The sequence below is a fragment of the Pseudomonas sp. BGI-2 genome, from assembly GCF_004310295.1.
GTDB lineage: Bacteria > Pseudomonadota > Gammaproteobacteria > Pseudomonadales > Pseudomonadaceae > Aquipseudomonas.
Window position 1 is genome coordinate 111,625 of record NZ_SISB01000005.1, and the last position, 26,384, is coordinate 138,008.

A 26,384-nucleotide genomic window follows, 5' to 3' on the forward strand; every position below is an offset into this window, starting at 1 on the left:
CTACCTCAGCTTCAGGGTGGCAAGGCCGACCAATACGAGAATCACGGTGATGATCCAGAAACGGACGATCACGCGCGGCTCGGGCCAGCCCTTGAGTTCAAAGTGGTGGTGAATCGGTGCCATGCGGAACACACGGCGACCGGTCAGCTTGAAAGACGCAACCTGGATAACGACGGACAGGGTCTCCATCACAAACACGCCGCCCATGATGAACAGGACGATTTCCTGACGGACGATCACCGCGATGGTGCCCAGGGCCGCGCCCAGCGCCAGTGCGCCGACGTCGCCCATGAAGACTTGTGCCGGGTAGGTGTTGAACCAGAGGAATCCGAGGCCCGCACCGATCAAGGCACCGCAGAACACGATCAATTCACCGGCGCCCGGTACATAGGGGATCAGCAGGTATTCAGCGAATTTCACGTTACCCGACAGGTAGCAGAAAATCCCCAGCCCGCCGCCGACCATCACCGTCGGCATGATCGCCAGACCGTCGAGGCCGTCGGTCAGGTTGACCGCGTTGCTCGAGCCGACAATCACGAAATAGGTCAGGACCACGAAGCCTATGCCCAGCGGAATGCTGTAGTCCTTGAGCATCGGCAGGATCAGGGTGGTTTCCACCGGCGTCGCAGCGGTCATATACAGAAAGATCGCCGCGCCCAGGCCGAACACCGACTGCCAGAAATATTTCCAGCGGCTTGGCAAGCCACGGGAGTTCTTCTCGATGACTTTGCGGTAGTCGTCGACCCAGCCGATAGCGCCGAACAGCAACGTCACCAGCAACACGGTCCAGACATAGCGGTTGCTCAGGTCAGCCCAGAGCAAGGTGCTGACACCGATGGACGACAGAATCAGTGCGCCGCCCATGGTCGGGGTGCCCGACTTGGACAGGTGCGATTGTGGACCGTCGTTACGAACGGATTGACCGATCTGACGGTTCTGCAACGTGCGGATCATCCACGGGCCAAAGCACAGCGACAAAACCAGCGCGGTCAGCACACCGAGGATCCCGCGCAGGGTCAGGTACTGAAAGACCGCGAAGCCTTTGTAGAACTGTTGCAGATACTCCGCTAGCAGCAGCAGCATTAATGTTTCTCCAGGCTGGACCCGCACAAAGCGGCGACGATGTTTTCCATCGCAGCGCTGCGCGAGCCCTTGATCAAAATGGTGGTGTTTGTGTCTTGCTCGGCGCCCAGGGCCTTGATCAGCTCAGCTTGAGTGCTGAAGTGAAAGGCCTGGGGACCGAAAGCGTTCACGGCGTGAGCCATCAGTGGCCCGACGGCGTAAAGCGCAGAAACCTTGCCACGGGCGTACTCGCCCACATCGCGGTGGCCCTGCTCCGCCCAATCGCCCAGTTCGCCGATATCTCCGAGCACCAGAACGGTGCGGCCGGAAAAGCCGGCGAGTATATCAACGGCGGCGCACATGGAGGTGGGGTTCGCGTTGTACGTGTCATCGATCACGCGCATGCCATTGGTGGCCAGTTGCGCGACGGTACGACCCTTGACCGGTTGCACTGCGCCGAGCCCGGTGGCGATGCCGAACAGCGACACGCCCAAGGCATGGGCGGCAGCGGCGGCGGCCAAGGCATTGGCGACGTTATGGGTGCCGAGCAGGTTCAATTGAACCCGCTCCACACCTTCAGGACTGTGCAGGTTGAAGGCCGGGCAACCGCGCGCATCGCGATCCAGATCGCTGGCGTAGAAGTCAGCGCTGACATTGCTCAAGGCGAATGTCAGGACTTTGCGACCGGCCGCGCGGGTCTTCCAGATGTCGAACGCCTTGTCGTCAAGGTTGAGCACGGCGACGCCATCGGCATCCAGCCCTTCAATGATCTCGCCCTTGGCTTCAACGATTTTTTCCGGCCCGCCAAACTCGCCGACGTGGGCGGTCCCGGCGTTGTTGAGCACGGCCACATGTGGCTTGGTCATGCCGACGGTGTAGGCAATTTCGCCCAGACGCGAAGCACCGAGTTCGATCACGGCGGCGGTGTGTTCCGGCGCGAGTTCGAGCAGGGTCAGCGGCACGCCGAGGTCGTTGTTCAAGTTGCCACGGGTCGCCAGTACCGGACCGCGCGTACGCAGGATGCTGGCGAGCATTTCCTTGACCGTGGTTTTACCGCTGGAACCGGTGATCGCCGCAACAGGGTTGGTAAACGCAGCACGGTTCATCGCCCCCAGTTGGCCCAACGCCTCGCGAGTGTCCTTAACCAGCAATTGCGGCAGCGCGCTGTCGGCGACTTCGCGCTCGACCAACGCACCGACGGCGCCTTTACTGGCCACATCGTTCAAGTAATCGTGACCATCGAAACGCGGGCCGGTCAGCGCAATAAAGAGCTGGCCTGGCTTGATCGCGCGGCTGTCGATGCTGACGCCATCGAACGTGGCATCGGCCGCGATCAATCGTGCATTCAGTGCGCCGGTCAGCTCGCTCAGTTTCAAGGCTTTAAGCATGAGTCACCTCCCACGCGGTCAAGGCGTGATCGGCCTCGACCAGATCGGAGAAGTCATGACGCTCGCCGTTGATTTCCTGATAGTCCTCGTGACCTTTACCGGCCAGGACAATCACGTCATCCGCCGAGGCGCTGGCGATCAACTGGGCAATCGCCTGGCCACGGCCAGCGACGAAGGTGACTTTATCCACAGCGGTGAAGCCGGCGCGGATGTCATCGAAAATGACTGCCGGGTCTTCGGTACGCGGATTGTCATCGGTCACCAGCACACCGTCGGCCAGACGCTCGACCACTTCCGCCATCAGCGGACGCTTGCCACGATCACGATCACCGCCGCAGCCGAACAGGCACAACAAACGGCCTTTGGCGTGCGGACGCAGGGCCATCAATACTTTTTCCAGCGCATCCGGGGTGTGGGCGTAATCGACCACCACCAGCGGTTGAGTGCCGCCGCCCAGACGCTGCATGCGACCGGCCGGGCCTTCGAGTTTCGGCAGGACCTTGAGGATTTCGTCCAGCGCGTAGTCCAGGCCAAGCAAGGCGCCGACCGCGGCCAGCACGTTGCTCAGATTGAAACGACCGAGCAAGGTGCTGCGCAAATGATGCTCGCCCTGGGGCGTGACCAGCGTGGCGCGCACGCCTTCGTCGTTGAACTGCGCTTCACGGCAATAGAGGTAGGCGCTCGAGTCTTCAAGGCTGTAGGTGATCAGGCGCGACTCACGCTTGTCCGCAGCCAGTTGGCGGCCGAACTCGTCGTCGAGATTGATCACCCGGCACTTCAAATCGTTCCAGGCAAACAGTTTGGCCTTGGCTTCGCCGTAGGCTTGCATGGTGCCGTGGTAATCCAGGTGATCGCGTGACAGGTTGGTCATCACCGCCACATCAAACGCCAGCGCAGTCACGCGGCCTTGATCCAGACCGTGGGAAGACACTTCCATGGCAACAGCCTTGGCACCGGCCTTTTTCAGGTCAGCCAAGGTCGCTTGCACGGCGATCGGGTTCGGCGTGGTGTGCAGGCCGCTTTCCAGCGCGCCGTAGAAACCGGTGCCCAGGGTGCCGACAATGCCGCAGTGTTGGCCGAGCAGGTCCAAGGCTTGCGCGACCAATTGCGTCACGCTGGTTTTGCCGTTGGTGCCGGTTACGCCAACCAGGTTCAGGTGCCGGCTCGGGTCGCCATAAAAGCGACCGGCGATGTCCGACAGCTGCGCCGCCAGGCCTTTGACCGGAATCAGCGGCACGTCAGTGATCGGCAACACGGTAGCGCCTTCCACTTCATACGCCACGGCGGAAGCACCGCGTTGCAAGGCATCGGCGATGTGCGCGCGGCCGTCGTACTTGCCGCCAGGAACGGCGAGAAACAGATCGCCAGCGCGCACGTTGCGGCTGTCCAGGGTCAGTTCGCGGATCAACAGATCGCGGCCGGCGTGGGCAAAAATCTTGTTCAGGCTCAGAGACATTAGCCGCGCCCTCCATTGGCTTTCAGCGGAACGACCGGTGTGGCGTTAGCAGTTTGAGTCGGTGGCAGGTTGTCCGGCGTGATGTTCATCAGGCGCAGTGTCCCGGACATCACTTTGCTGAACACCGGTGCCGATACCAGACCACCGAAGTAACCGGCCTTGGTCGGTTCATCGATCACCACGACGATGGCGTAGCGCGGATCGCTCATCGGGCCGAAACCGGCGAACAGCGAACGGTAGGAATTCTCGGCGTAGCCTTTGGTGCCCACCGACGTTTTACGAGCAGTACCCGACTTGCCTGCCACGTGATACGCCGGCACTTGCGCACGGAACACACCGCGCGGTGCCTCGATCACTTGGGTCAGCATGCCTTGCATGGTTTTCGCGACGGCTTCCGGCAGCACTTGCGTGGTTTGCGCAGGCTTGTCGGTTTTGATCAGGGTCAGCGGCGCGAGGCGACCGTTGTTGGCCAGGGCCGAAAAGGCGTGGACCAACTGGATTGCCGTCACCGAAATACCGTAGCCGTAGGACAGCGTCGCGGTTTCAGCCTTGCGCCATTCGCGGTAGTTCGGCAGGTTGCCGACGCGCTCGCCCGGGAAGCCGAGACCAGTGTCCTGGCCAAGCCCGACTTTCTGCGCGAGACGGAAGATGGTTTCGCCGCCGATATCGAACGCGACCTTACTCATGCCGACGTTACTGGAATTGATCAGAATGCCGGTCAGGTCGAGCACCGGGCCTTCGGACTTGGAGACGTCCTTGATGGTGTACTTGCCAATCTGCAAGGTGCCCGGGTACACCTCGACGGTGTCGCTCGGTTTCCAGCGGCCAGTTTCGATCGCGGCACTCATGGAAATGGCTTTCATGGTCGAACCCGGCTCGAACACGTCGATCATTGCGCGGTTGCGCATCATCGCCGGTTGCAGGTTGCGACGGTTGTTCGGGTTGTAGGTCGGCTGGTTGACCATGGCGAGGATCTCGCCGGTCTTAACATCCATGATCACCAGGCTGCCGGCCTTGGCGCCGTTCTCGATGATCGCGTTACGCAGCTCGCGGTTGGCCAGATATTGCAGGCGCAAGTCAATGGACAACGCCAAGGGCTTGCCGGCCTTGGCGTTTTTGGTGACTTGGACATCCTTGATAAGTCGGCCACGCCGATCCTTGATGACCTGTCGCTTGCCGGGGACCCCGGCCAGCCATTCGTCGTAGGCCAGTTCGACCCCTTCACGACCGTGGTCATCGATGTCGGTAAAGCCGACCATGTGCGCGGTGACTTCACCGGCCGGGTAGAAACGCCGGAATTCTTCGATGCCGTAAACACCTGGCACTTTCAGGTCGAGCACAGACTGGCCCTGCTCGGGGGTCAGCCCGCGCACCAGATAGATGAATTCTTTGTTGGCCTGGGCTTCGAGACGTTCGGTCAGGGCTTTCGGATCCTGGCCCAGAGCGGCCGCCAGTGCTGGCCATTTCTCTTTGGCCTGCTGCATTTCCTTGGCGTTCGCCCACAATGTGGTGACCGGGGTACTCACGGCCAAAGGCTCGCCGTTACGGTCGGTAATAAGACCACGGTGAGCCGGAATCGGAATATGACGAACGCTGCGCGCATCACCCTGACCTTTAAGGAAGGCACGGTCGACGACTTGCAGGTCGATGATGCGCCAGCAAATAGCCACGACCATGACGCCCAGCAAACCCAGTACCAGGCGGAAACGCCATGGGAACAGCGCGCCTTCGAGTTTCATCATGGCGCCACCATCTGCACTTCAGCGGCGCCGGGAATGCGCATCTTCAGTTGCTCGGTGGCCAGGACTTCAATACGGCTGTGGGCGGTCCAGGTGCTCTGCTCGAGAATCAACCGCCCCCACTCCGCCTGCGCCTTGTCGCGCACGCTCAACTCGGCGTACAGCGAGTTCAGCAACTGACGGTTCCAGTGGGCGCTGTACGACACGCCGATGGCCGACACGAGCACGCCGACAAACAGCAGCATCATGAAGAAGCTGCCGCCGGGCAGTGGCTTGGCGAAAAGCTTGCTCACCGCAGCTTCTCCGCGACGCGCATGACGGCGCTGCGGGAACGTGGGTTGGCTTTGAGTTCGGCCTCGGAGGCGGACTGCGCTTTGCCATGGATTTTGATGATCGGTTCGAAAGCGACGTGACGGACCGGCAGGTTGCGCGGCAGGTTGTCGGCTTCGCCTTTCACCAGTTTGCGCATGAACAGTTTGACGATACGGTCTTCCAGCGAATGGAAGCTGATGACGACCAGGCGGCCGCCCACTTCCAGGCAGTCCAGCGCGGCTTCGAGGCCGGCTTCCAGATCGCCCAGTTCGTTGTTGACGTGAATGCGCAGCCCCTGGAACGCACGGGTGGCAGGGTTCTTGCCCTTTTCCCATGCCGGGTTGGCGACTTTCAGGACTTCAGCCAGATCGGCCGTGCGCTCGAACGGCTTGATGTCGCGGCGCTCGGCCACGGCACGGGCCATGCGGCCGGAGAAACGTTCTTCGCCGTATTCCTTGAACACCCGGGCGATTTCTTCCGCCGGTGCGGTGTTGACGAATTCGGCAGCGCTGATCCCGCGGGACGGGTCCATACGCATGTCCAGCGGGCCATCATTGAGGAAGCTGAAGCCGCGTTCAGGGTCGTCGAGCTGTGGCGAAGACACGCCCAAGTCGAGCAAAACGCCACTGACCTTGCCATGCAGGCCGCGCTCGGCCACTTCCGAACCGAGCTCGGCAAAGCTGCGTTGCACAACGACAAAGCGGCCGTCTTCGGCCGCTAGCGTTTGCCCGGTGGCAATCGCTTGAGGATCTTTGTCGAATCCGAGGACCCGACCTTCGGGACCGAGCTGGCTCAAGATCAACCGACTGTGCCCGCCGCGCCCGAACGTACCGTCCAGATAGCAGCCATCAGGACGTACGGCGAGAGCCTCCACGGCTTCGTCAAGCAGTACGGTGATGTGGTTAAAGCCGCTATCAATAGTCACAGGATCAAATCACGCAGTTCATCAGGCATGGCGCCCGGTTGTTGAATAGCAGCCAGGTCAGCGGCAGAAACCGCGTCCCAGGCATCCTCGTCCCACAATTGGAACTTGTTCAGTTGGCCTACCAACATCGCGCGCTTATCCAACTTGGCATATTCACGAAGACGCGGTGGAACCAGAAAACGACCACTGCCATCGAGCTCGAGGTCGACGGCATTACCAATCAGTAAACGTTGCAGGCGGCGGTTCTCTTCGCGAAGCGAAGGCAGTGCGCGCAGTTTGGTTTCGATAATTTCCCACTCATCGAGGGGGTAAACACACAAACACGGATCAACGGCATCAATTGTGACGATCAACTGACCGGAACTACGCGAAACGAGCTCGTCACGGTACCGGCTCGGCATGGCGAGACGGCCCTTTGCGTCGAGACTGATAGCGTTAGCTCCGCGAAACACGTCAGCGTTTCTCCAAATATTAGCGTTTTACGCTTAAAAAACCCACTTCATGCCACTTTCCGCCACTTGTGCACACTATAGGAATGCGGCCACCGCACCGTCAAGGCGCGGATTAAAGGAAAAGCCTTACAGAACTGAGATTTAGGAGGGTAAACGGAGGGGTAACGACAATCTGGCAGATGAATCTGTCCAATAACTTGAATCAGCACAGAAGGCTGCGTTCGAAAGTTAAAGTAATTTGTTAAGAGTAAGATTTTTTCGGTATTACGAAAGTGTTCTGGCAACGATTCTGGAAGGAGGGAAAAGACTACTACCAGCGCCCTGCTCAATGATTAAAGCAGGGAGGGAAAAAAGGTGGAGAGTCGATCTGTAAGCCGGGTTCTGTCTTGAACAGTCATTCGTCTACGATGGCCATCACTGGACATCTTTAGCAACCTACCCGGTCCCAGCGCGGGCCACGCCTTGGGACCCTATTTGGTCTTGCTCCAAGTGGGGTTTACCTAGCCACGAACTGTTGCCAGACGTGCGGTGCGCTCTTACCGCACCTTTTCACCCTTACCGGCGCCGAAGCGCTTAGGCGGTTATTTTCTGTGGCACTTTCCGTAGGCTCACGCCTCCCAGGCATTACCTGGCACTTCGCCCTATGGAGCCCGGACTTTCCTCCCCCCCCTAATTTTCATAGAGGGCAGCGACTGTCCAATCGACTCTCCGCCGCGAAGGTTAACGGCAGAGCGGCCGAAGAACAAGCGCTAAACGCCCCAAGCCACTCCTGCGCGTCGGTTTTTTACTCGCCCTTCTGTTTATCCAGCGCAACCTGATAGAGCACATTCTTGCGCTCACCGGTAATTTGCGCCGCCAATGCCGCTGCGCGCTTGAGCGGCATCTCTTCAAGCAACAGATTGAGGATGCGCATGGCTTCGCTGCTGACCGCGTCCTCGGTCTCGGGTGCCGACCAGCCTGCCACCAACACCACGCACTCGCCGCGCTGCTGATTGCTGTCCGACTCGACGAACTCGCGCAACTCGGCCAACGGCAAACCTTTAAGGGTTTCGAAGGTTTTGGTCAGTTCACGCGCCAGCAACGCCGGACGCTCGGGACCGAACACCAGCTCCATGTCTTGCAGGCACTCAAGGATGCGATGTGGCGCTTCATAGAAAATCAATGTGCGCGGTTCTTCCTTGACCAGCTCCAGACGAGCACGCCGACCCACAGCCTTGGCTGGCAAGAAGCCTTCGAAAATGAAGCGGTCCGACGGCAGGCCCGCCGCCGACAACGCCGCGATCAATGCACAGGCCCCCGGAACCGGCACCACATTGATCCCCGCGGCACGGGCCTGACGGACCAAGTGATAACCCGGATCGGAAATCAGCGGCGTGCCGGCATCGGAGATCAACGCCACGTCGTCGCCCGCCAACAAACGGGTGATAAAGCGGCTGCCTTCATCTCGCTCGTTATGTTCATGACAGGCTGCCAGCGGCGTGGGAATGCCGAAATGCTGCATCAAGCGCTGGGAGTGACGAGTGTCTTCGGCGGCGATCAACGCGACGTCGCGCAGGATCTTCAGCGCACGCGCACTGATGTCGTCCAGGTTGCCGATGGGCGTCGCCACCACATAAAGCGAGCCAGCAGCGGAATTCAAAGCACCTGGAGCAGTCAAAGCGCACACCTCATGATCGGTAAAAGGCGACATTGTAGCGCGTAGCGGCGCTTGCGATCGCCCTGCCCGCCTCGGGTTTTTCAGGCGTTTGTGCAGCGCGGCAACATTTGCACGAGCTAAATTGATCGATTCACGCCAGTAACATCGCGCCCCGGCCAGCGCTTGGGTACAATTCCACGCTAATTTGATCGAGTATCAGGAACACTACATGATCGCTTGCCTGCGGCTGTTCACTGCCCTCTGCCTCGCTGCCTTGCTGGCGGCTTGCGCCAGCTCGCCCTCTTCCAGCCTTGGCGAACTTCCACGGACCCCGGATGCCAGTATCGAGCAACTGCTCGAACAGGCCGCTCAAAGCAAGGATCCGGAAAAAGCCGCGCTGTTGCGCCTGAGCGCGGCAGACCTGGCTTATCGTCAGGGTAATGCCGGCCAGTCCGCGCAAATCCTGCAACAGGTTCCGGTGGAACAACTCAAGCCCGGCCAACAAGTCTTCGCCAGCACCCTGGCGGCTGAACTGGCCATGGTGCGCAACCAGCCCAAGGCGGCGTTGACTGCCTTGAGCCATCCAAGCCTGCAACGCTTGAGCGAGTTGCCGGTCGAGCAACAGGTGCGCACCGGCACTGTCCATGCTCGCGCCCTTGAGGCCGATGGCCAGACGCTTGCCGCCGCACGGGAGCGCATCTTCATCGCGCCAATGCTTGAAGGTGAGGCGGCGAGCAAAAACCACGAAGCGATCTGGACCCTGATCGCCTCGCTGCCAACCGACCAATTGCAGCCAACCACCACCGACGACCTCGGCGGCTGGATGGCGCTGGCGCTGGCCGTGAAAACCGCTGGCACCCTGGAACAGCAGCAGGCCGCTATCGACGCCTGGCGCGCACAGAACCCTAAACACCCGGCCGCCATTCAGCTGCCGCTGCCACTGACCAAACTCAAGGAGCTGGCCAGCCAGCCCCTGAGCAAGATCGCCCTGCTGCTGCCGCAAGACGGTCCGCTGGCCTCGGTCGGCAAAGCACTGCGTGAAGGTTTCATGGCCGCTCACTACCAGGCTCAACAAGCCGGGCAGAAGCCGCCAGCCATCGAGTTCTATGACAGCTCGAAACTGACCTCGATGGACGAGTTCTACCGCAAGGCCCAGGCCGACGGTGTGCAACTGGTGGTCGGTCCGCTGGAAAAACCGCTGGTCAAACAGCTAAGTGCTCGCCCGCAACTGCCGATCACTACCCTGGCGCTGAACTACAGCGAAGGCGAACAAGGTCCGGCTCAGCTGTTCCAGTTTGGTTTGGCCGCTGAAGATGAAGCCCGCGAAGTGTCTCGTCGTGCTCGCGCCGACGGCCTGCACCGCGCCGCCATCATGGTGCCGAAAGGCGAATGGGGCGATCGCGTGATGCGAGCGTTCAGCCAGGACTGGCAAGCCAACGGTGGCAGCATCGTCGCGACCGAACGCGTTGACCAACCGGTTCAACTGGCCCAGCAGATTGCCGACATGTTCCAGCTGCGTCAGAGCGAAGGTCGCGCCAAGAGCCTGCAAAGCACCGTTGGCTCGCAGGTAGCGGCCCAGCCTTCGCGTCGTCAGGACATTGAGTTCATCTTCCTGGCCGCGACTCCGCAACAGGCCCAGCAGATCAAACCGACCCTGAACTTCCAGTACGCGGGCGATGTGCCGGTTTACGCCACGTCCCACGTATTCAGTGCCAGCGGCGACGTGAACCAGTACAACGACATGAACGGCATCCGCTTCTGCGAGACCCCGTGGTTGCTGGACGCCAATGATCCGCTGCGCAAGCAGGTCACCGCGCAATGGCCACAAGCCGCCGGCAGCCTGGGGCGCCTGTACGCAATGGGCGTGGATGCGTATCGCCTGGCGCCGCGCCTGGGGCAACTCAAGGCGCTGCCGGACAGCCGCATTGAAGGCCAGTCGGGCAGCCTGGGCATGACTCAGAACCAGCGCGTGGTGCGCCAGTTGCCGTGGGCACAGTTCACCAACGGTCAGGTTCAACGCCTGCCGGATACCCCGCGCTGATGCCTGACAGGTCACGTCAGCAAAGCGGTAAAGATGCCGAGCGCCATGCGCTCGAGCATCTTCAACAACAGGGTCTGCGCCTGCTGGCGCAGAACTGGTTGTGTAAACGCGGCGAGCTTGATCTGGTCATGCTTGATGGCGATACAGTAGTATTCGTTGAAGTTCGCTACAGAAAAAACACCCAATGGGGTGGAGCGCTCGACAGCATCGATGGGCGCAAACGGCAGAAACTGATTTTCGCCGCGCAGTATTTTCTTCAGCGCGAGTCGCGTTGGGCCAATTCCCCCTGCCGCTTCGACGTGGTTGCCATCGACAGCAACCTCGATCAGTTGAACTGGTTGCAGAATGCCTTCGACAGCTGATCGCGTGCGCCCCGAAGCGGACACCTATACCCAACACTTTTGCTCTTTGCTTTGCGGGCTGCACATTCATGTGCCGAGTAGCCGCGCTAATTAAGGTCACACAGATGGACATGCAATCCCGAATTCGCCAGCTTTTTCAGGCCAGTATCGACACCAAGCAAATGGCGATGGACGTACTTGCACCGCACATCGAGCAAGCCAGCCAGGTGATGGTCAACGCCTTGCTCAACGAGGGCAAAATGCTGTCCTGCGGCAACGGAGGCTCCGCCGGTGACGCCCAGCACTTTTCGTCCGAGCTGCTAAACCGCTTCGAGCGCGAACGTCCGAGCCTGCCCGCCATTGCACTGACCACCGACAGCTCGACGATCACCTCGATCGCCAACGACTACAGCTACAACGAAATCTTTTCCAAACAGATCCGCGCCCTCGGCCAGCCGGGTGACGTATTGCTGGCAATTTCCACCAGCGGCAACTCGGCGAACATAATTCAAGCGATCCAGGCCGCACATGATCGCGAAATGATTGTCGTAGCATTGACTGGTCGCGATGGCGGCGGCATGGCGTCGCTGCTATTGCCTGAGGACGTCGAGATTCGCGTACCGGCCAACGTCACCGCACGTATTCAGGAAGTCCACCTGCTGGCGATCCATTGCCTTTGCGATTTGATCGACAGCCAACTGTTCGGGAGTGAAGAATGACCCCTAATCGCCTAGGCCTTCTGGCCTTGACCCTGTGCCTCGGCATCAGCGGCTGCACCTCGGTGGTGAACGCCAGCCGTGAAGCGCCGATTGAAGATGACCGCGGCACGCGCACCTTCGGCAGCAAGATCGACGACTCCCTGATCGACACCAAGGTCGGCGTGAACGTCGCCAAGGCCGATCCTGCCCTGGACAATGATTCACACATTGTCGTCACCAGCTTCAACGGTGTCGTACTGCTCGCCGGGCAAACGCCTACCGCAGACCTCAAGGCCAAGGCCGAACAGGCTGCTTCCGCCGTCCAGCGCGTGAAGAAGGTTCATAACGAGCTGCAGGTTCTGCCACCCTCCGGCTTCCTTGCTCGCCAGAACGACACCTGGCTGACCTCCAAGATCAAGACCCAGATGCTCACCGACCCGAACATCCCGGGCTCGCGCATCAAGGTCGTCACCGAGAATGGCATCGTTTATCTGTTGGGCCTGCTGACCAAGCAGGAAGCGGCGCAGGCCACCAATCTGGTGCAGAGCGTTTCCGGTGTGCAGAAGATTGTGAAGTTGTTTGAGTACATTGACTGATACCGGCTTACCGGCGAAGGTGATTTCAAAGACGCCTTCGCACTGTAGGAGCCAGGCTTGCCGGCGAAGGCGATTTCGAGGACGCCTTCGCCGGCAAGTCGGATCGCCGCACCGCTGGCTCCTACATGAAATAAAAAAGGGTGATCCTTGCGGATCACCCTTTTTTTATTTCACCACTTTCAAACTGGGTCGACCGCTGGGACGCGGCGGCTCGCTGTCGGGCGGCGGAATATCATCATCCGGCTCGATCTCTTCCTCGTCTTCCATCGGCGATTCCAGATCGAACACCATGCCCTGACCATTCTCCCGGGCGTAAATACCCAGGATCGATGCAATAGGCACGTACAGGGTGTGTGGCACGCCACCGAAGCGCCCTTCGAAGCTGACCGCCTCGTTGTCCATGTGCAGATGACGCACGGCAGCCGGTGATACGTTCAGGACAATCTGTCCGTCACTGGCAAAACCCTGAGGCACCTGCACCGACGGATACTCGGAATTGACCAGCATGTGAGGGGTGCAATCGTTATCCACAATCCACTCGTAGAGCGCGCGGACCAGATAAGGTCGACTGGAGTTCATAGCGGCTCCTTAAGCCTTAGCGCATATCGCGTTCGACGCCAGACAGACTCGCCTGGAAAGCCTCACGCGCAAACGAGCGCTCCATGTAATCAAGCAGCGGCTTGGCAGGCCGCGGCAGTTCAATACCTAAAATCGGCAAACGCCAGAGTATTGGCAATAGGCAGCAATCCACCAGACTTTGTTCCTCACTGAGGAAAAACGGCTTGTCGGCGAACAACGGCGACACGCCAGTCAGGCTTTCACGCAACTCTTTACGAGCCACGACGCGGGCGGCTTCCTTGGTCTTCGAATCCAGGATCAGATCCACCAGACCACACCAGTCACGCTGAATACGATGAATCAGCAGACGGCTGTTGGCACGCGCCACAGGATAAACCGGCAGCAAGGGCGGGTGCGGGTAACGCTCATCCAGATATTCCATCACCACGGTCGACTCCCACAACGCCAGGTCACGATCGACCAGGGTGGGCAGGCTTCCGTAAGGGTTCACTTCAATCAGTTTAGGCGGCTGGCGACCAGCTTCCACGTAAATGATCTCTGCGCTGACACCCTTCTCTGCAAGTACGATGCGCACTCGGTGGGAATAGTGGTCGGCGGGGTCGGAGTAACAGGCCAACCGATTGGTCACGCCCATGGCGGTCCTCCTCGCTTGTTGAAATTATCGGAAGCGGAAAAACGCACGCGCCCAGAGAGCGCCTCCCGTAACGCCTGGATCACCAGGCTCGTTACACCTTCAGAGACGCCCTTGGGCGCGCGCGATTAACAGCAATTGCTTACAGCTTTATCAATGGATGTCTTTCCAGTATTCACGCTTGAGCAAGTATGCGAATACAAAGAAGAACGCCAGGTACAGCAACACATAGGTACCGATGCGCTGATGCTGCAGCTTCACCGGGTTGGCCGAGTAGGCCAGGAAGGTCACCAGATTCTTGACCTTCTCATCGAATTGCTCTGCGTTCAGCGTGCCGGTTTTTGGCACCACGGTCAGCTGGTCACACGCCTCATGAGTCAGAGCCGTACCGGTCAGCGGATCGTATTGCTTCTTGCCGTCTTCGACGATTTGAACTTGTTTGCAGCCTACCACCTGACGACCCTGCAGGCCGACCAGAACGTTAGGCATCCCGACGTTCGGGAAGACCTTGTTGTTCACGCCCCAGGGACGCGATGGGTCTTCATAGAACGAACGCAGGTAACCGTAGAGCCAGTCAGTACCACGAACGCGGGCGACCAGGGTCAGGTCGGGCGGTGCCGCACCGAACCAGGTCTTGGCGTCCGCCGGCTGCATGCCGATGCTCATGTGATCGCCGATCTTGGCGCCGGTGAACACCAGCTTCGAGAGCATCAGGTCGTGCGGGATGCCCAGATCATCGGCGACACGCTCGTAACGCTGGAACTTGGCGCTGTGACAGCCCATGCAGTAGTTGGCAAAAGTACGTGCGCCATCCTGCATTGCAGCCTTGTCGGAAACGTCGATGTCGACCTTTTCCAGCTCAGGAGCACCCGCTGTCGACGCGAACGAGAACACAGGCATAGCAGCAAGAATCAGTACAGCAAATAGCTTTTTCATCAGCCAGTCACCCTTTCCGGAACCGGTTTGGTCTTCTCGAGCCTGGTGTAGAAAGGCATCAGAATGAAGTAGGCGAAGTACAGGAAGGTACACACCTGCGACAGCAATGTACGGCCTGGCGTCGGGGCCAGAACACCCAGAATGCCGAGGATGACGAACGAAACGCAGAACACCACCAGCCAGATTTTGCTCAGCCAGCCTTTGTAGCGCATCGACTTGACCGGGCTTCGGTCCAGCCATGGCAGGACGAACAGCACCGCGATGGCGGCGCCCATGGCGATAACGCCCAGAAGCTTGTCCGGAACCGCCCGCAAAATCGCGTAGAACGGCGTGAAGTACCAGACCGGAGCGATGTGCTCTGGCGTCTTGAAGGCGTTCGCCACTTCAAAGTTCGGCTTCTCGAGGAAGTAGCCGCCCATTTCAGGGAAGAAGAACACGATCGAGCAGAAGATGAACAGGAACACCACCACGCCGACGATATCTTTCATGGTGTAGTACGGATGGAAGGCAATGCCGTCCAGCGGTACGCCGTTTTCGTCTTTGTGTTTCTTGATGTCCACGCCGTCCGGGTTGTTCGAACCGACTTCGTGCAGCGCCAGAACGTGCAGCACCACCAGACCGAGGATCACGATCGGCAAGGCAACAACGTGCAAGGCGAAGAAGCGGTTCAGGGTGATACCGGAAATCAGGTAGTCACCACGGATCCACTGAGTCAGATCGTTGCCGATGACCGGGATCGCACCGAACAGCGAGATGATCACTTGGGCACCCCAGTAGGACATCTGGCCCCACGGCAGCAGGTAACCCATGAAGGCTTCAGCCATCAGCGCCAGGTAGATCAGCATGCCGAAAACCCACACCAGCTCACGCGGCTTCTGGTACGAACCGTAGAGCAAGCCACGGAACATGTGCAGATAAACCACGATGAAGAACATCGAAGCGCCGACCGCGTGCAACAGACGCAGGATCGAGCCGTACTCAACGTCGCGCATGATGTATTCGACGGAGGCGAATGCTTCTTCCGCCGACGGGGTGTAGCTCATGGTCAGCCAGACACCGGTAACGATCTGGTTGACCAGAACGAGCAGTGCAAGGGAGCCAAAGAAATAGAAGAAGTTGAAGTTCTTCGGGGCGTAGTACTTGCTGAGATGGTCTTCCCACATTTTGGTCGCGGGAAAGCGCGCATCAACCCAATCCATGAACTTGCTCATCACGCTTTCTCCGTATCGACGCCAATGACAATGATGTCATCGGTCTCATAGGAATGCGGGGGAACTGGCAGGTTCAAAGGCGCAGGTTGCGACTTGTAGACGCGACCAGCCAGATCGTAGTGGGAACCGTGGCAAGGGCAGAAATATCCACCTACCCAGTCCTTGCCCAGATCCACAGGCGCCACTTCTGGACGGAAGGTCGGCGAGCAACCCAGGTGCGTGCAGATACCGATCAGCAGCAGGACTTCTGGCTTGATCGAACGCGTTTCCGGGTCGACATAGGTCGGTTGTGTCGAGTTCTTGGAGGTCGGGTCAGACAGCTGGCCCTCGATCTTTTTCAGATTCCCCAGGATTTCCTCGGTACGGCGGACAATGAACACCGGCTGACCGCGCCACTCAGCAATCATCTGCTGACCTGGCTCGATTTTGCTGACATTCACCTTCACCGGTGCACCTGCGGCTTTCGCCTTGGCACTGGGAAACCATGACCCCACGAACGGGACCGCAGCCCCCACCGCTCCTGCAGCACCCACCACGGATGTGGCTGCTACCAAGAAGCGACGCCGGCCTGCATTCACGCCGTCATTGCTCATTCAGTCCTCTCCCATCAGCTTTGTGGCCTGTTAAATCAGGCGTCTACTAAGTAAAAATCTGAACTTATAAAAATTTTGCCGAATGGTAATGAAAAGCCCCAATTCTGACAAGGTAATTACCGAGGGGCTCCACTGCCAAGCCTTGCAGTATAGGGCTTCTACGGCTGTGGCAAGTTGTCACAGAGCAATTCTTTGATAAATCGCGCCCATAAAAAAACGCCCAGCTTCGCGAGGAAACTGGGCGTTCTTTTTGAACGCGAAAGCGAATTAACGCTTCGAGTACTGCGGACGCTTACGCGCTTTACGCAGACCAACTTTCTTACGTTCAACTTCACGAGCATCGCGAGTAACGAAGCCAGCTTTGCGCAGAGCGCCACGCAGGGTTTCGTCGTACTGCATCAGTGCGCGAGTGATACCGTGGCGGATTGCGCCAGCTTGACCACTTACACCACCACCGATCACGGTGACGTAGATGTCGAATTTCTCGACAGTCTCAGTCAGTTCCAGCGGCTGACGAACTACCATGCGGGCAGTTTCGCGGCCGAAGAAATTTTCCAGGGTGCGGTTGTTGATGGAGATGTTACCAGTACCCGGACGCAGGAAAACGCGTGCGGTTGCGGTCTTGCGACGGCCAGTGCCGTAATTTTGAGTCGCCGACATAATGAACTATTCCGTTAAAACTTCAGTTCTTGGGGCTGCTGAGCAGTATGAGGGTGTACAGCGCCCGCATAGACTTTCAGCTTACGATACATGTCGCGACCCAGCGGGTTCTTAGGCAGCATGCCCTTGACCGCGGTCTCGATCACGCGCTCAGGGGCTTTAGCGATCAGCTTTTCAAAGTTGATCGACTTGATGCCGCCCGGAAAACCGGAGTGGGAGTAGTAGATTTTGTCGGTGGTCTTAGCACCGGTTACACGAATCTGCTCGGCATTGATGACGACGATGTAATCGCCGGTGTCAACGTGAGGAGTGTACTCAGCTTTATGCTTGCCACGCAGACGGCTCGCGATTTCGGTGGCCAGACGACCCAGGGTCTGACCAGCAGCGTCGACGACAAACCAGTCGCGCTGTACTGTTTCCGGTTTAGCAGTAAAAGTTTTCATTCTTTATAGCCTCAGGGGCCGCCCTGTAAATTAGACGGCGGATCTTACTGAATAGTGCGTACTTTGACAAGTCAAAGGCAGCCGGATACAGACGCTTTCGGGGGCTCGGGTCGGCGCGTCCGTTCAACGGCAAGATTCTTCGGCGGCGGCGCATCACTTCCACTGCAGAAAGAGGTGCGCAATTATGCAGATTGCGAAAAATATTTCAACCTGCTTTTATGATTGTTTTGCCCAAGGAGCACCCGATGGACTATCGCCAGCTAGGCCGAACCAATCTGAACGTGAGTGCCATCTGCCTCGGAACCATGACCTGGGGCGAGCAAAACAGCGAGGCTGAAGCCTTCGCCCAGATTGAAAGTGCCAAAAACGCCGGGATCAATTTCATCGATACCGCCGAGATGTACCCGGTGCCACCCAAGGCCCAAACCTACGCCACCACCGAACGCTACATCGGCAATTACTTCAAAAGTCGCGGTGATCGCGCCGACTGGATCCTGGCCAGCAAGATCGCCGGCCCCGGCAACACCATCGATTACATCCGCGACAAAAACCTGCGGCACAACCGCCAGCACATCACCGCAGCCGTGGACGCGAGCCTCAAGCGCCTGCAAACCGACTACATCGACCTTTATCAGCTGCACTGGCCGGAACGCAGCACCAACTTCTTCGGCCAACTGGGCTATAAACACAAGATCGAAGCCAACCTGACGCCGCTGGAGGACACCCTCGAAGCGCTGGACGAACAGGTCAAGGCCGGCAAGATTCGCCACATCGGCCTGTCCAATGAAACGCCGTGGGGCACCATGCGCTTCCTCGCCCTGGCCGAAGCCCGTGGCTGGCCGCGCGCCGTATCGATCCAGAACCCGTACAACCTGCTCAACCGCAGCTTCGAAGTCGGCCTGGCGGAAATCGCCATCCGCGAACAGTGCGGCCTGCTCGCCTATTCGCCGCTGGCGTTCGGTTTCCTGTCGGGCAAGTACGAGGGTGGCGCGCGCCCTCCAAAATGTCGCTTGAGCCTCTACAGCCGCTTCAGCCGCTATTTCAACCCACAGTCGGAAGCTGCGTGCAGTCGTTATGTGGCACTGGCCCGTGAACACGGCCTGGACCCGGCGCAGATGGCGTTGGCGTTTGTCACTCAGCAGCCGTTCGTGACCAGCAACATCATCGGCGCGACCACCATGGAACAGCTGGAGAGCAACATTGCCAGTTTCGAGCTGAAACTTTCCGATGAAGTGCTGGAGGGGATTGAGGCGATTCACAAGGATCACCCGAATCCGGCTCCTTGATTGATTCATAGACCCATTCGCGAGCAAGCCCGCTCCCACAGGAGATCACTTAACCTGTGGGAGCGGGCTTGCTCGCGAAAGCGTCCGACCAGTCACCGCAGCATCAAAGCGACCTGGCAATAATCTCCTTCATGATTTCATTGGTCCCCGCATAAATCCGCTGCACCCGCGCATCCGCCCACGCCCGGGCAATCGGGTATTCCCACATGAACCCGTAACCGCCATGCAACTGCACGCATTCGTCGAGCACCTTGCATTGCAGGTCAGTGCCCCAGTACTTGGCCATCGCTGCCGTCGGCACATCCAGCTTGCCTTGCAGATGCAGCTCCAGGCAGCGATCCACGAACACCCGGCCGATCTGGATTTCAGTCGCCATTTCCGCCAGCTTGAAGCGCGTGTTCTGGAAGTCGGCAATCGCCTTGCCGAACGCCTTGCGCTCACGGGTGTAATCCAGCGTCCACTTCAACGCGGCTTCGGCCGAAGCTAGCCCGCCGATAGCGACAGTAAGGCGCTCCTGAGGCAACTCCTGCATCAGGTAAGCGAAGCCCATTCCGGCTTGCCCCAGCAGGTTTTCCTTCGGTACCCGCACGTCCTGGAAGAACAGCTCCGAAGTGTCCTGCGCCTTCATGCCGACTTTTTCCAGGCGCTTGCCCTTGTCGAAGCCTGGCGTATTGGCCTCGACCAGAAACAGACTGGTACCCTTCGCGCCCGCCTTCGGATCCGTCTTGGCCACGACAATCACCAGGTCAGCCAGATAGCCGTTGGTGATGAACGTCTTGGACCCGTTGATCACGTACTCGTCGCCATCCAGCACAGCGGTGGTTTTCACCCCTTGCAGGTCGGAACCGGCGCCCGGCTCGGTCATGGCAATGGCTGTCACCATTTCTCCGGACACCAGTTTCGGCAGGTATTTGTGCTTCAGCGCTTCACTGCCGTAGTGCAGGATGTACGGCGCCACAATGTCGGAATGCAGGGAAAAACCGATGCCGGTCAGGCCGAGACGACCCACCTCTTCGATCACCACCGCGCTGTAGAGAAAATCCGCCCCCAGCCCGCCGTACTCCTCCGGCAGGTGCGAGCAGAGCATCCCCGCCTCCCCCGCCTTGTTCCAGAGTTTACGGTCGATGAAGCCTTGTTTTTCCCATTGCCCATGGAACGGCACGGACTCTTTTTCGAGGAACGTTCGCACGCTGTCGCGAAACAATTCGTGCTCGGAACTGAACAAGGTTCTGGGGATCATGCGGCACCTGTCGTTAATTGTTAGAAGGAGTTGACCTTCAGAGACTAAGCCTCGCATCCGATACAGGACACTGGACACATCAGACAAAAAATAAGACGATCCAGCCGTCTGGTGACCACTTTCCCCTATAAGAATAAAGTTGAATTATGTCTAACCAAGTCTCCACGCCCTTGCGGCGCGTCAGCATCCTGGCTATCGACCGGGTTTTCGCTTCCACCCTCATGCAAGCAAAGGATTTCTTCCACTTGGCCAGCCTGCGCTATGGCAAACAACTGGGTCAGGGCCTGACTCCGGCGTTCGAAACCCGACTGGTCAGCCCCGACGGCAAACCGGTGAACAGCTTCAGTGACGTGATCATGCCGGTGGACGGCGGCCTGGAAAACGCCGACATCATTGTCCTTCCAGCCTTCTGGGACGATTTCGACACCCTTTGCCAACGTTATCCACAGGTCCTGCCCTGGTTGCGCCAGCAACATGCTCGCGGCGCAGTACTCTGCGGTGAAGCCACCGGGGTGTTCTGGCTGGCTGAGGCCGGGCTGCTCGACGGCAAGGAAGCGACCACGTACTGGCGTTTCTTCAATGCCTTCGCCGAACGCTTCCCACGGGTTCAACTCAATCAGGACAAGCACCTGACCGACGCGGACAACCTGTATTGCGCGGGCGGCACCACCTCGGCCTGCGACCTCTACATCTACCTGATCGAACGCTTCTGCGGCGCCAGCGTATCCCAGGCCGTGGCCCGGGATATTCTCTACGAAGTGCAGCGCAGCTACTCGCCAGGACGCATCGGGTTCGGCGGACAGAAGTTGCACCAGGACGTGATCATCTTGCAGATCCAGCACTGGCTCGAAGAACACTTCGCCGACAAATTCCGCTTCGAAGACGTCGCCCGCGAACACGGCATGAGCATCCGCAACTTCATGCGCCGCTTCCAGACCGCCACCGGCGACAAGCCGCTGCATTACCTGCAACGCCTGCGTATCGAGACGGCCAAGGGCTTGCTGTCGGGTAGCCGCAAGAGCATCAAGACCATCAGTTATGAAGTCGGCTACGACGATGCGAGCTTCTTTGCGCGGTTGTTTCGCCAGCACACCGAGCTGTCGCCGAACCAGTATCGGCAGCAGTTTCAGCAAGCTGCGTAGTTCTCTATCCACACACAAAACCCATGTAGGAGTGAGCCTGCTCGCGATCGCGCCCGTCCATCAGCATTGATGTGACTGACACACCGCTATCGCGAGCAGGCTCACTCCTACAAGGTTTGCAGTGAACTCTGGACATAAAAAAGGGCCTGCAATTGCAGGCCCTTTTTGTATGCCGAATCTGTTTAAGGCTTATGCGCCCGGGACAAAAATTCGTGCGACTGCATTTCCAGCAGACGGCTAAGCGTGCGCTGGAACTCGAAGTTCAAGCGACCGCCGGTGTAGAGGTCTTTGAGCTCGACTTCAGCCGAGATGATCAGCTTGACGTTACGGTCGTAGAACTCGTCGACCATGTTGATAAAGCGTCGGGCGATGTCGTCGGTGGTGACGCTCATCTGCTCGACACCGCTGAGCAATACGGCGTGGAAGATCTTGCCCAGTTCGATGTAATCGTTCTGGCTACGCGGGCCGTCGCACAGTTCGCGGAAGTCGAACCAGGCCACGTCATCACAGGTACGCAGTGCGCGAATCTCACGATTCTCGATCATCAGCACGTCATTCTCGATGGCCGCCGTGCATTCCGGTGTCAGGGCGCGGAAGCTCTTGCGCAGGCTTTCATGCGCGGCTTCGTCCAGCGGGAAGTGGAACAGCTCGGCTTGTTCGAGGTGACGCAGACGATAATCGACGCCGCTGTCGACGTTGACGATGTCAGTGTTCTGCTTGATCAGCGCAATGGCCGGCAGGAAGCGCGCACGTTGCAGGCCATCCTTGTACAGACCGTCCGGCACGATGTTCGAGGTCGCGACCAGGGTCACGCCGTTCTTGAACAGCTCTTCCATCAGCGTGCCGAGGATCATCGCATCGGTGATGTCGGACACGAAGAATTCATCGAAACAGATCACCCGGGCTTCGTCAGAGAAGCGCTTGGCAATGATGGTCAGCGGGTTCTTCTCACCGCCGAGGGTCTTCATCTCTTCGTGCACACGCTTCATGAAGCGGTGGAAGTGCGTGCGGACCTTTTCCTTGAACGGCAGCGCTTCGAAGAAGGTGTCGACCAGGTAAGTCTTGCCGCGGCCAACGCCGCCCCAGAAATACAGACCCTTGACCGGTGCCTGTTCTTTTTTGCCAAACAGTTTGCCGAGCAGGCCCGGCTTGTTGTTCGACGCAGCGACCAGATCGTCGTACAGGCGCTGCAAATGGCGCACCGCAGTTTCCTGCGAGGCGTCATGGAAGAATTCCGGGCGTTTCAGATCAGCTTGATATCGTTCTAGGGGCGTCATAATTCGTTAGCAAGGCAACAAAAACGGGCCGTCACTGTAGCGACGGCCCGTGGGAATGGCAATCGGCCCTTGGTCGGACCGAGCCGCTGATTATTCCTGAACAGGCGTCAGTGCAACCCGCAAGGCATCGATGGCGAGATCGCGAGCAGTATCGTCAGCAAACGTCGGGCTGTCGGCCACGCACTCGCCTTCCAGCCAGACGCTGAAGCTGCGGTCTTCACTGCGCACATCCAACGGCTGACCCGACTGCAACTGCTTGGTCACCTGGCCGGCGGTTTTACCGTCAGCGAAGTTGCGCGACAGCAGCAGTTGCTCGCCATCGGCCGCCAGCAGACGGAAACGGAAACTGCTGTCTTCTTCGCGGAAGCTGACAAAACGCGCAGCCTTCGCGGCTTTCTTCTTGGTGGTGGCAGCGACTTTGGTCTGGGCCACAAAAGAGCGCAGGCCGACCGCTTCACGCAGTTCGTGAAGGAACGGCGTGGCGACCGAACGCGCCTTTTTGGCGCCGATCTGCAGGATGTCTTCCAGGTCCGCCGGGCGCTCAATCAGCTGGTGATAACGCTCGCGGGATTCGCCCAGCTCACTGTCCAGCAACTGGAACAGACGATTCTTCGCTTCGCCCCAACCCAGACCCTGCAACAGTTCGCTGCGGAATTCATCGGACTGCGCAGGGGTGGCGAAGGCCTGGAACAAGGTGAACAGGTGCGAATTGTCTGGATCTTTCGCCTCGCCTGGCGCACGGGAGTCGGTGACAATCCGCGAAATGGCGTCCTTCATTTCCTTGGCGCTGCTGAACAACGGAATGGTGTTGTCGTAGCTCTTCGACATTTTTCGACCGTCGAGGCCTGGCAGCGTGGCGACGCTTTCTTCGATCAGTGCCTCGGGCATGGTGAAGAATTCTTTGCCTTGGCCGAACAAGTGGTTGAAGCGCTGGCCGATGTCACGGGCCATCTCCACGTGCTGGATCTGGTCACGACCGACCGGAACCTTATGGGCGTTGAACATCAGAATGTCCGCCGCCATCAGCACCGGGTAGCTGTACAAGCCCATGGTGATGCCGGCGTCCGGGTCTTCTCCGGTTTCAACGTTCTTGTCCACCGACGCCTTGTAGGCGTGGGCACGGTTGAGCAGACCCTTGGCGGCAACACAGGTCAGCAACCAGGTCAGCTCGGGGATTTCCGGGATGTCGGACTGGCGATAAAAGGTTACGCGGTCCACGTCCAGGCCACCGGCCAGCCAGGTCGCGGCGATTTCCAGACGCGAGCGCTGGATGCGCAGCGGGTCATCGCATTTGATCAGGGCGTGGTAGTCGGCCAGGAAGTAGAACGAATCGGCGTTGCTGTCACGGCTGGCGACGATCGCCGGGCGGATGGCGCCGGCGTAGTTGCCCAGGTGCGGCGTGCCGGTGGTGGTGATGCCGGTGAGGATGCGGGTACGAGTCGTCATGGGTAATCGCTTGTCAGACTGCAATCAATTCGAAAGACGCGGCAGGATCAGATCCTTGAGATCGGTCAGCTTGCCATGAAAAAAGTGTCCGCATTCTGCCACTTTCAGCAGCTCATGGGGGCGTTCGAGTGTCGAGGACCAATCGTAGACGGCTTGCGGATCGATGACTTCGTCGGTTTCCGGCTGGATCAGGGTCAGTGCACCGTTTTGCGGCAGTTGATCCTGATCGCCAAGGCGCATGACCGCTGGCGCGACCATGAACAGATGTTTCAGCTGTTCGCCCTTGGCTTCCAGGCGTCCGCCGAGACTTGCTGCAACAAAACCGCCGAAGGAGAATCCGAACAGGGTCAGCGGCATGTCAGGATGTTTGGCCCGCAGCCATTCGGCCGCTGCCTGGGCGTCATCGACTTCACCGGTACCCATGTCGTGGCTGCCTTCGCTGGCACCGACGCCCCGGTAGTTGAAACGCAAAGTAATCAAACCAGCGTCGCGCGCCGTGCGCTGCAGGGTCGAGACCACTTTGTTGAGCATGGTGCCGCCCTGCACCGGGTTCGGATGACAGATCAGCGCGATGCCGCGCGGCTGCTCATTGTCGAGGTAAAGGGCTTCCAATTGGCCGACCGGGCCATCAATCACTACAGGGGTTTCGCGCATAAGCAAGGAAGGAACTCCGTGACCTCGAATCGGGTCGACTCGTCTAGCAAATTGTCTGTGCCAATCTATTGCGAGTGAATCGCGGTATACAGCGCAGGTTCGAGCCGTTAACGTAAAGCAAAGCCGTTTATAGAGGAAGGACTCGTGGAACACTCGCTCTTAGTTTGGTTGTTGCCGACTCTTGCCCTGGTTGTGGGTGTCGCCATTGGTTTCCTGATCGCTCGCCTGGTGCCGAATGCTGCGCCTAGCAGCACACAACGTCAGCTGGATGACATTCAGGAACGTTTCGACAGTTATCAGAACGAAGTGGTCACCCACTTCAACAGCACTGCAACACTGGTCAAGAAACTCACTGCGAGCTATCAGGAAGTGCAGGATCACCTCGCCGAGGGTGCCAACCGCCTGGCCCTGGACGAGCAGACTCGTCAACGCTTGCTGGCCGCCCTGCACGCCGACGCTGCCGTGGCACCACGGGAACGCCTGACGCCACCGCGCAATCAGGAGCCGCCTCGCGACTACGCCCCCAAAGCCCCGAACGCGCCGGGCATGCTCGATGAACATTACGGCCTGAAGAAGTAATCAGGTTTCACGACACAAAAAAGCCCTCGGACGAGTGATTGTCCGGGGGCTTTTTTTAATTCTGAAGTTTTCATCGCCAGTTCTGGCCCCATCGCGAGCGGGCTCGCTCCCACAGTGGACCGAGTGTTGGATCGGTTCGCGGTCACCTGTGGGAGCGAGCCTGCTCGCGATGGGGCCAGTGCTGGCGACAAAAAAACCCGCCCGATCTGCTGAGGATCGGGCGGGCTTTTTGCCTGGGGTTCAGTCAGGCTTTTGCGGTCACTACTGGGTCGGTTGCGAATACTGCTGGCCCGGAATCGCCTTCAGGTTGACCTCGACCCGGCGGTTCTGCGCCCGGCCATTGACGTCACCGTTGCTGGCAATCGGGTTATCCGGCCCGGCACCGCGAGCCGACAGGTTGGCGCCGCTGACACCTTGCGAGGTCAGGTAAGTCGCCACGCTCTGGGCCCGACGCTGGGACAGGTCCATGTTGTGCTGACGGGCACCCGTGCTGTCGGTGTAGCCGACGATTTCGATCTGGTTCTGGCTGAACTCCTTGAGCGAGCCTGCCAGGTTGTTCAGCGGCTGGTAGAAGCTGGAGGCGATATTCGCCGAATCGGTGGCGAACGTGATGTTGCCCGGCATGATCAGCTTGATCTGATCGCCCTGACGCTGCACTTCGACACCGGTATTGGCCATGCTGGCACGCAGCTTCTTCTCTTGCTGGTCAGCGTAATAACCGTAACCGGCAGCGGAAGCACCTACCACGGCGGCGCCAATCAGCGCGCCCTTGCCACGGTTGTCGTGACCGATGGCGGCACCGGCCAGCGCACCGGCCAGCGCGCCGAGGCCACCGTATTTTGCGGTTTTGCTCATGCCCGTGGAGCCACCGTCGGCCTGGCCCTGGTTGTCGTAAGGGTTAGGCGAGGCGCAGCCAGACAGCAAGGCCACAGCCGTAGCGACAATAATCAAACGCTGCTTGGTGAACATGAAGAGCTCCTGGTTTTTGCATTCTGTGGTGCAACAGACTAAGGCATTGGACCTTTGCGGGCGTTGGATCATTTTGGCCGACGAAAATTCCG

27 protein-coding genes and 1 other RNA gene are annotated in these 26,384 nt (G+C 59.1%); 7 read left to right on the forward strand and 21 right to left on the reverse strand.

Features of this window, described 5'->3' with window-relative positions; translation table 11 throughout:
- The 9 genes from mraY to rsmI all read right to left on the reverse strand — a co-directional run bounded on the left by mraY (position 1) and on the right by rsmI (position 9,024).
- The gene (gene mraY, locus EYC95_RS05335; protein ID WP_131059435.1) at positions 1–1,083 is read right to left on the reverse strand and encodes a phospho-N-acetylmuramoyl-pentapeptide-transferase; all 1,083 of its coding nucleotides are present in this window, start codon (positions 1,081–1,083) and stop codon (positions 1–3) included.
- The gene (gene murF / locus EYC95_RS05340; RefSeq protein WP_131059436.1) at positions 1,083–2,450 is read right to left on the reverse strand and encodes a UDP-N-acetylmuramoyl-tripeptide--D-alanyl-D-alanine ligase; all 1,368 of its coding nucleotides are present in this window, start codon (positions 2,448–2,450) and stop codon (positions 1,083–1,085) included. The genes mraY and murF overlap by 1 nt, the downstream gene beginning before the upstream one ends.
- Positions 2,443–3,906 carry a UDP-N-acetylmuramoyl-L-alanyl-D-glutamate--2,6-diaminopimelate ligase gene (locus tag EYC95_RS05345; RefSeq protein WP_131059437.1) on the reverse strand — a complete coding sequence of 488 codons (1,464 nt, stop codon included), beginning with the start codon at positions 3,904–3,906 and terminating at the stop codon, positions 2,443–2,445. Before EYC95_RS05345 ends, murF begins: the two co-directional genes overlap by 8 nt.
- Positions 3,906–5,645, reverse strand: coding sequence for a penicillin-binding protein 2 (locus EYC95_RS05350; RefSeq protein WP_178083821.1), 1,740 nt, complete (start codon positions 5,643–5,645; stop codon positions 3,906–3,908). Before EYC95_RS05350 ends, EYC95_RS05345 begins: the two co-directional genes overlap by 1 nt.
- Positions 5,645–5,938, reverse strand: a complete 294-nt coding sequence (gene ftsL, locus EYC95_RS05355) for a cell division protein FtsL (RefSeq protein WP_131059439.1) — start codon at positions 5,936–5,938, stop codon at positions 5,645–5,647. The genes EYC95_RS05350 and ftsL overlap by 1 nt, the downstream gene beginning before the upstream one ends.
- Entirely contained in the window at positions 5,935–6,882 is a 948-nt protein-coding gene (rsmH, locus tag EYC95_RS05360) for a 16S rRNA (cytosine(1402)-N(4))-methyltransferase RsmH (RefSeq protein ID WP_165557427.1), read from the reverse strand. The genes ftsL and rsmH overlap by 4 nt, the downstream gene beginning before the upstream one ends.
- Positions 6,879–7,334 (reverse strand): division/cell wall cluster transcriptional repressor MraZ, encoded by a 456-nt coding sequence (gene mraZ, locus EYC95_RS05365; protein WP_008147486.1) that lies wholly within the window; start codon positions 7,332–7,334, stop codon positions 6,879–6,881. The genes rsmH and mraZ overlap by 4 nt, the downstream gene beginning before the upstream one ends.
- Before the next feature lie 354 nt (positions 7,335–7,688).
- Positions 7,689–8,042: RNase P RNA component class A (gene rnpB / locus EYC95_RS05370), an RNA gene on the reverse strand.
- Between the two features lie 76 nt (positions 8,043–8,118).
- Positions 8,119–9,024 (reverse strand): 16S rRNA (cytidine(1402)-2'-O)-methyltransferase, encoded by a 906-nt coding sequence (rsmI, locus tag EYC95_RS05375; protein WP_165557428.1) that lies wholly within the window; start codon positions 9,022–9,024, stop codon positions 8,119–8,121.
- Between the two features lie 175 nt (positions 9,025–9,199).
- Between rsmI and EYC95_RS05380 the strand changes: the two genes are divergently transcribed.
- From EYC95_RS05380 to EYC95_RS05395, 4 genes are all read left to right on the forward strand, one after another.
- On the forward strand, positions 9,200–11,011 hold the full coding sequence (locus tag EYC95_RS05380; protein WP_131059441.1) for a penicillin-binding protein activator: 1,812 nt from the start codon (positions 9,200–9,202) through the stop codon (positions 11,009–11,011).
- The gene (locus tag EYC95_RS05385; RefSeq protein WP_007904371.1) at positions 11,011–11,373 is read left to right on the forward strand and encodes a YraN family protein; all 363 of its coding nucleotides are present in this window, start codon (positions 11,011–11,013) and stop codon (positions 11,371–11,373) included. The genes EYC95_RS05380 and EYC95_RS05385 overlap by 1 nt, the downstream gene beginning before the upstream one ends.
- Before the next feature lie 104 nt (positions 11,374–11,477).
- Positions 11,478–12,071, forward strand: a complete 594-nt coding sequence (locus EYC95_RS05390) for a phosphoheptose isomerase (RefSeq protein WP_008025961.1) — start codon at positions 11,478–11,480, stop codon at positions 12,069–12,071.
- The gene (locus EYC95_RS05395) at positions 12,068–12,646 is read left to right on the forward strand and encodes a BON domain-containing protein (protein WP_131059442.1); all 579 of its coding nucleotides are present in this window, start codon (positions 12,068–12,070) and stop codon (positions 12,644–12,646) included. Before EYC95_RS05390 ends, EYC95_RS05395 begins: the two co-directional genes overlap by 4 nt.
- Before the next feature lie 165 nt (positions 12,647–12,811).
- Here EYC95_RS05395 and EYC95_RS05400 read toward each other — a convergent pair whose 3' ends face one another.
- The 7 genes from EYC95_RS05400 to rplM all read right to left on the reverse strand — a co-directional run bounded on the left by EYC95_RS05400 (position 12,812) and on the right by rplM (position 17,699).
- Positions 12,812–13,225: a ClpXP protease specificity-enhancing factor gene (locus EYC95_RS05400; protein ID WP_008155980.1), complete on the reverse strand. Its 414-nt coding sequence runs from the start codon at positions 13,223–13,225 to the stop codon at positions 12,812–12,814.
- 16 nt (positions 13,226–13,241) lie between these two features.
- Positions 13,242–13,859 (reverse strand): glutathione S-transferase N-terminal domain-containing protein, encoded by a 618-nt coding sequence (locus tag EYC95_RS05405; RefSeq protein WP_027922678.1) that lies wholly within the window; start codon positions 13,857–13,859, stop codon positions 13,242–13,244.
- A gap of 150 nt (positions 13,860–14,009) precedes the next feature.
- On the reverse strand, positions 14,010–14,792 hold the full coding sequence (locus EYC95_RS05410; protein WP_131059443.1) for a cytochrome c1: 783 nt from the start codon (positions 14,790–14,792) through the stop codon (positions 14,010–14,012).
- Positions 14,792–16,003 (reverse strand): cytochrome bc complex cytochrome b subunit, encoded by a 1,212-nt coding sequence (locus EYC95_RS05415; protein WP_131059444.1) that lies wholly within the window; start codon positions 16,001–16,003, stop codon positions 14,792–14,794. The genes EYC95_RS05410 and EYC95_RS05415 overlap by 1 nt, the downstream gene beginning before the upstream one ends.
- Positions 16,003–16,596 carry a ubiquinol-cytochrome c reductase iron-sulfur subunit gene (petA, locus tag EYC95_RS05420; protein ID WP_131059445.1) on the reverse strand — a complete coding sequence of 198 codons (594 nt, stop codon included), beginning with the start codon at positions 16,594–16,596 and terminating at the stop codon, positions 16,003–16,005. The genes EYC95_RS05415 and petA overlap by 1 nt, the downstream gene beginning before the upstream one ends.
- Positions 16,597–16,863: 267 nt before the next feature.
- On the reverse strand, positions 16,864–17,256 hold the full coding sequence (gene rpsI / locus EYC95_RS05425) for a 30S ribosomal protein S9 (protein ID WP_003216038.1): 393 nt from the start codon (positions 17,254–17,256) through the stop codon (positions 16,864–16,866).
- Positions 17,257–17,270: 14 nt separating this feature from the next.
- A complete protein-coding gene (gene rplM / locus EYC95_RS05430) occupies positions 17,271–17,699 on the reverse strand; it encodes a 50S ribosomal protein L13 (protein WP_007905295.1) in 429 nt (142 codons plus the stop codon).
- A 245-nt stretch (positions 17,700–17,944) separates the two neighbouring features.
- Here rplM and EYC95_RS05435 point away from each other — a divergent pair, with 245 nt between their 5' ends.
- Complete coding sequence (locus EYC95_RS05435) at positions 17,945–18,985, forward strand: NADP(H)-dependent aldo-keto reductase (RefSeq protein ID WP_131059446.1); 1,041 nt, start codon at positions 17,945–17,947, stop codon at positions 18,983–18,985.
- Between the two features lie 103 nt (positions 18,986–19,088).
- Here the strand turns inward: EYC95_RS05435 and EYC95_RS05440 are convergent, their stop codons facing one another.
- The gene (locus EYC95_RS05440; protein ID WP_131059447.1) at positions 19,089–20,225 is read right to left on the reverse strand and encodes an acyl-CoA dehydrogenase family protein; all 1,137 of its coding nucleotides are present in this window, start codon (positions 20,223–20,225) and stop codon (positions 19,089–19,091) included.
- 245 nt (positions 20,226–20,470) lie between these two features.
- Between EYC95_RS05440 and EYC95_RS05445 the strand changes: the two genes are divergently transcribed.
- Positions 20,471–21,367, forward strand: a complete 897-nt coding sequence (locus EYC95_RS05445) for a GlxA family transcriptional regulator (protein ID WP_178083822.1) — start codon at positions 20,471–20,473, stop codon at positions 21,365–21,367.
- Between the two features lie 182 nt (positions 21,368–21,549).
- On the opposite strand, the gene zapE is transcribed toward EYC95_RS05445, so the two are convergent.
- The 3 genes from zapE to EYC95_RS05460 form a co-directional block, all read right to left on the reverse strand.
- Positions 21,550–22,644, reverse strand: a complete 1,095-nt coding sequence (gene zapE, locus EYC95_RS05450; protein WP_131059449.1) for a cell division protein ZapE — start codon at positions 22,642–22,644, stop codon at positions 21,550–21,552.
- Between the two features lie 90 nt (positions 22,645–22,734).
- On the reverse strand, positions 22,735–24,090 hold the full coding sequence (locus EYC95_RS05455; protein WP_131059450.1) for a tryptophan--tRNA ligase: 1,356 nt from the start codon (positions 24,088–24,090) through the stop codon (positions 22,735–22,737).
- Between the two features lie 24 nt (positions 24,091–24,114).
- Positions 24,115–24,744, reverse strand: coding sequence for an alpha/beta hydrolase (locus tag EYC95_RS05460; protein ID WP_131059451.1), 630 nt, complete (start codon positions 24,742–24,744; stop codon positions 24,115–24,117).
- A gap of 144 nt (positions 24,745–24,888) precedes the next feature.
- On the opposite strand from EYC95_RS05460, the gene EYC95_RS05465 reads away from it, so the two are divergent.
- Positions 24,889–25,323, forward strand: coding sequence for a YhcB family protein (locus EYC95_RS05465; RefSeq protein ID WP_131059452.1), 435 nt, complete (start codon positions 24,889–24,891; stop codon positions 25,321–25,323).
- Positions 25,324–25,584: 261 nt separating this feature from the next.
- Here the strand turns inward: EYC95_RS05465 and EYC95_RS05470 are convergent, their stop codons facing one another.
- Entirely contained in the window at positions 25,585–26,292 is a 708-nt protein-coding gene (locus EYC95_RS05470; RefSeq protein ID WP_131059453.1) for an OmpA family protein, read from the reverse strand.
- Between the last annotated feature and the right edge of the window lie 92 nt (positions 26,293–26,384).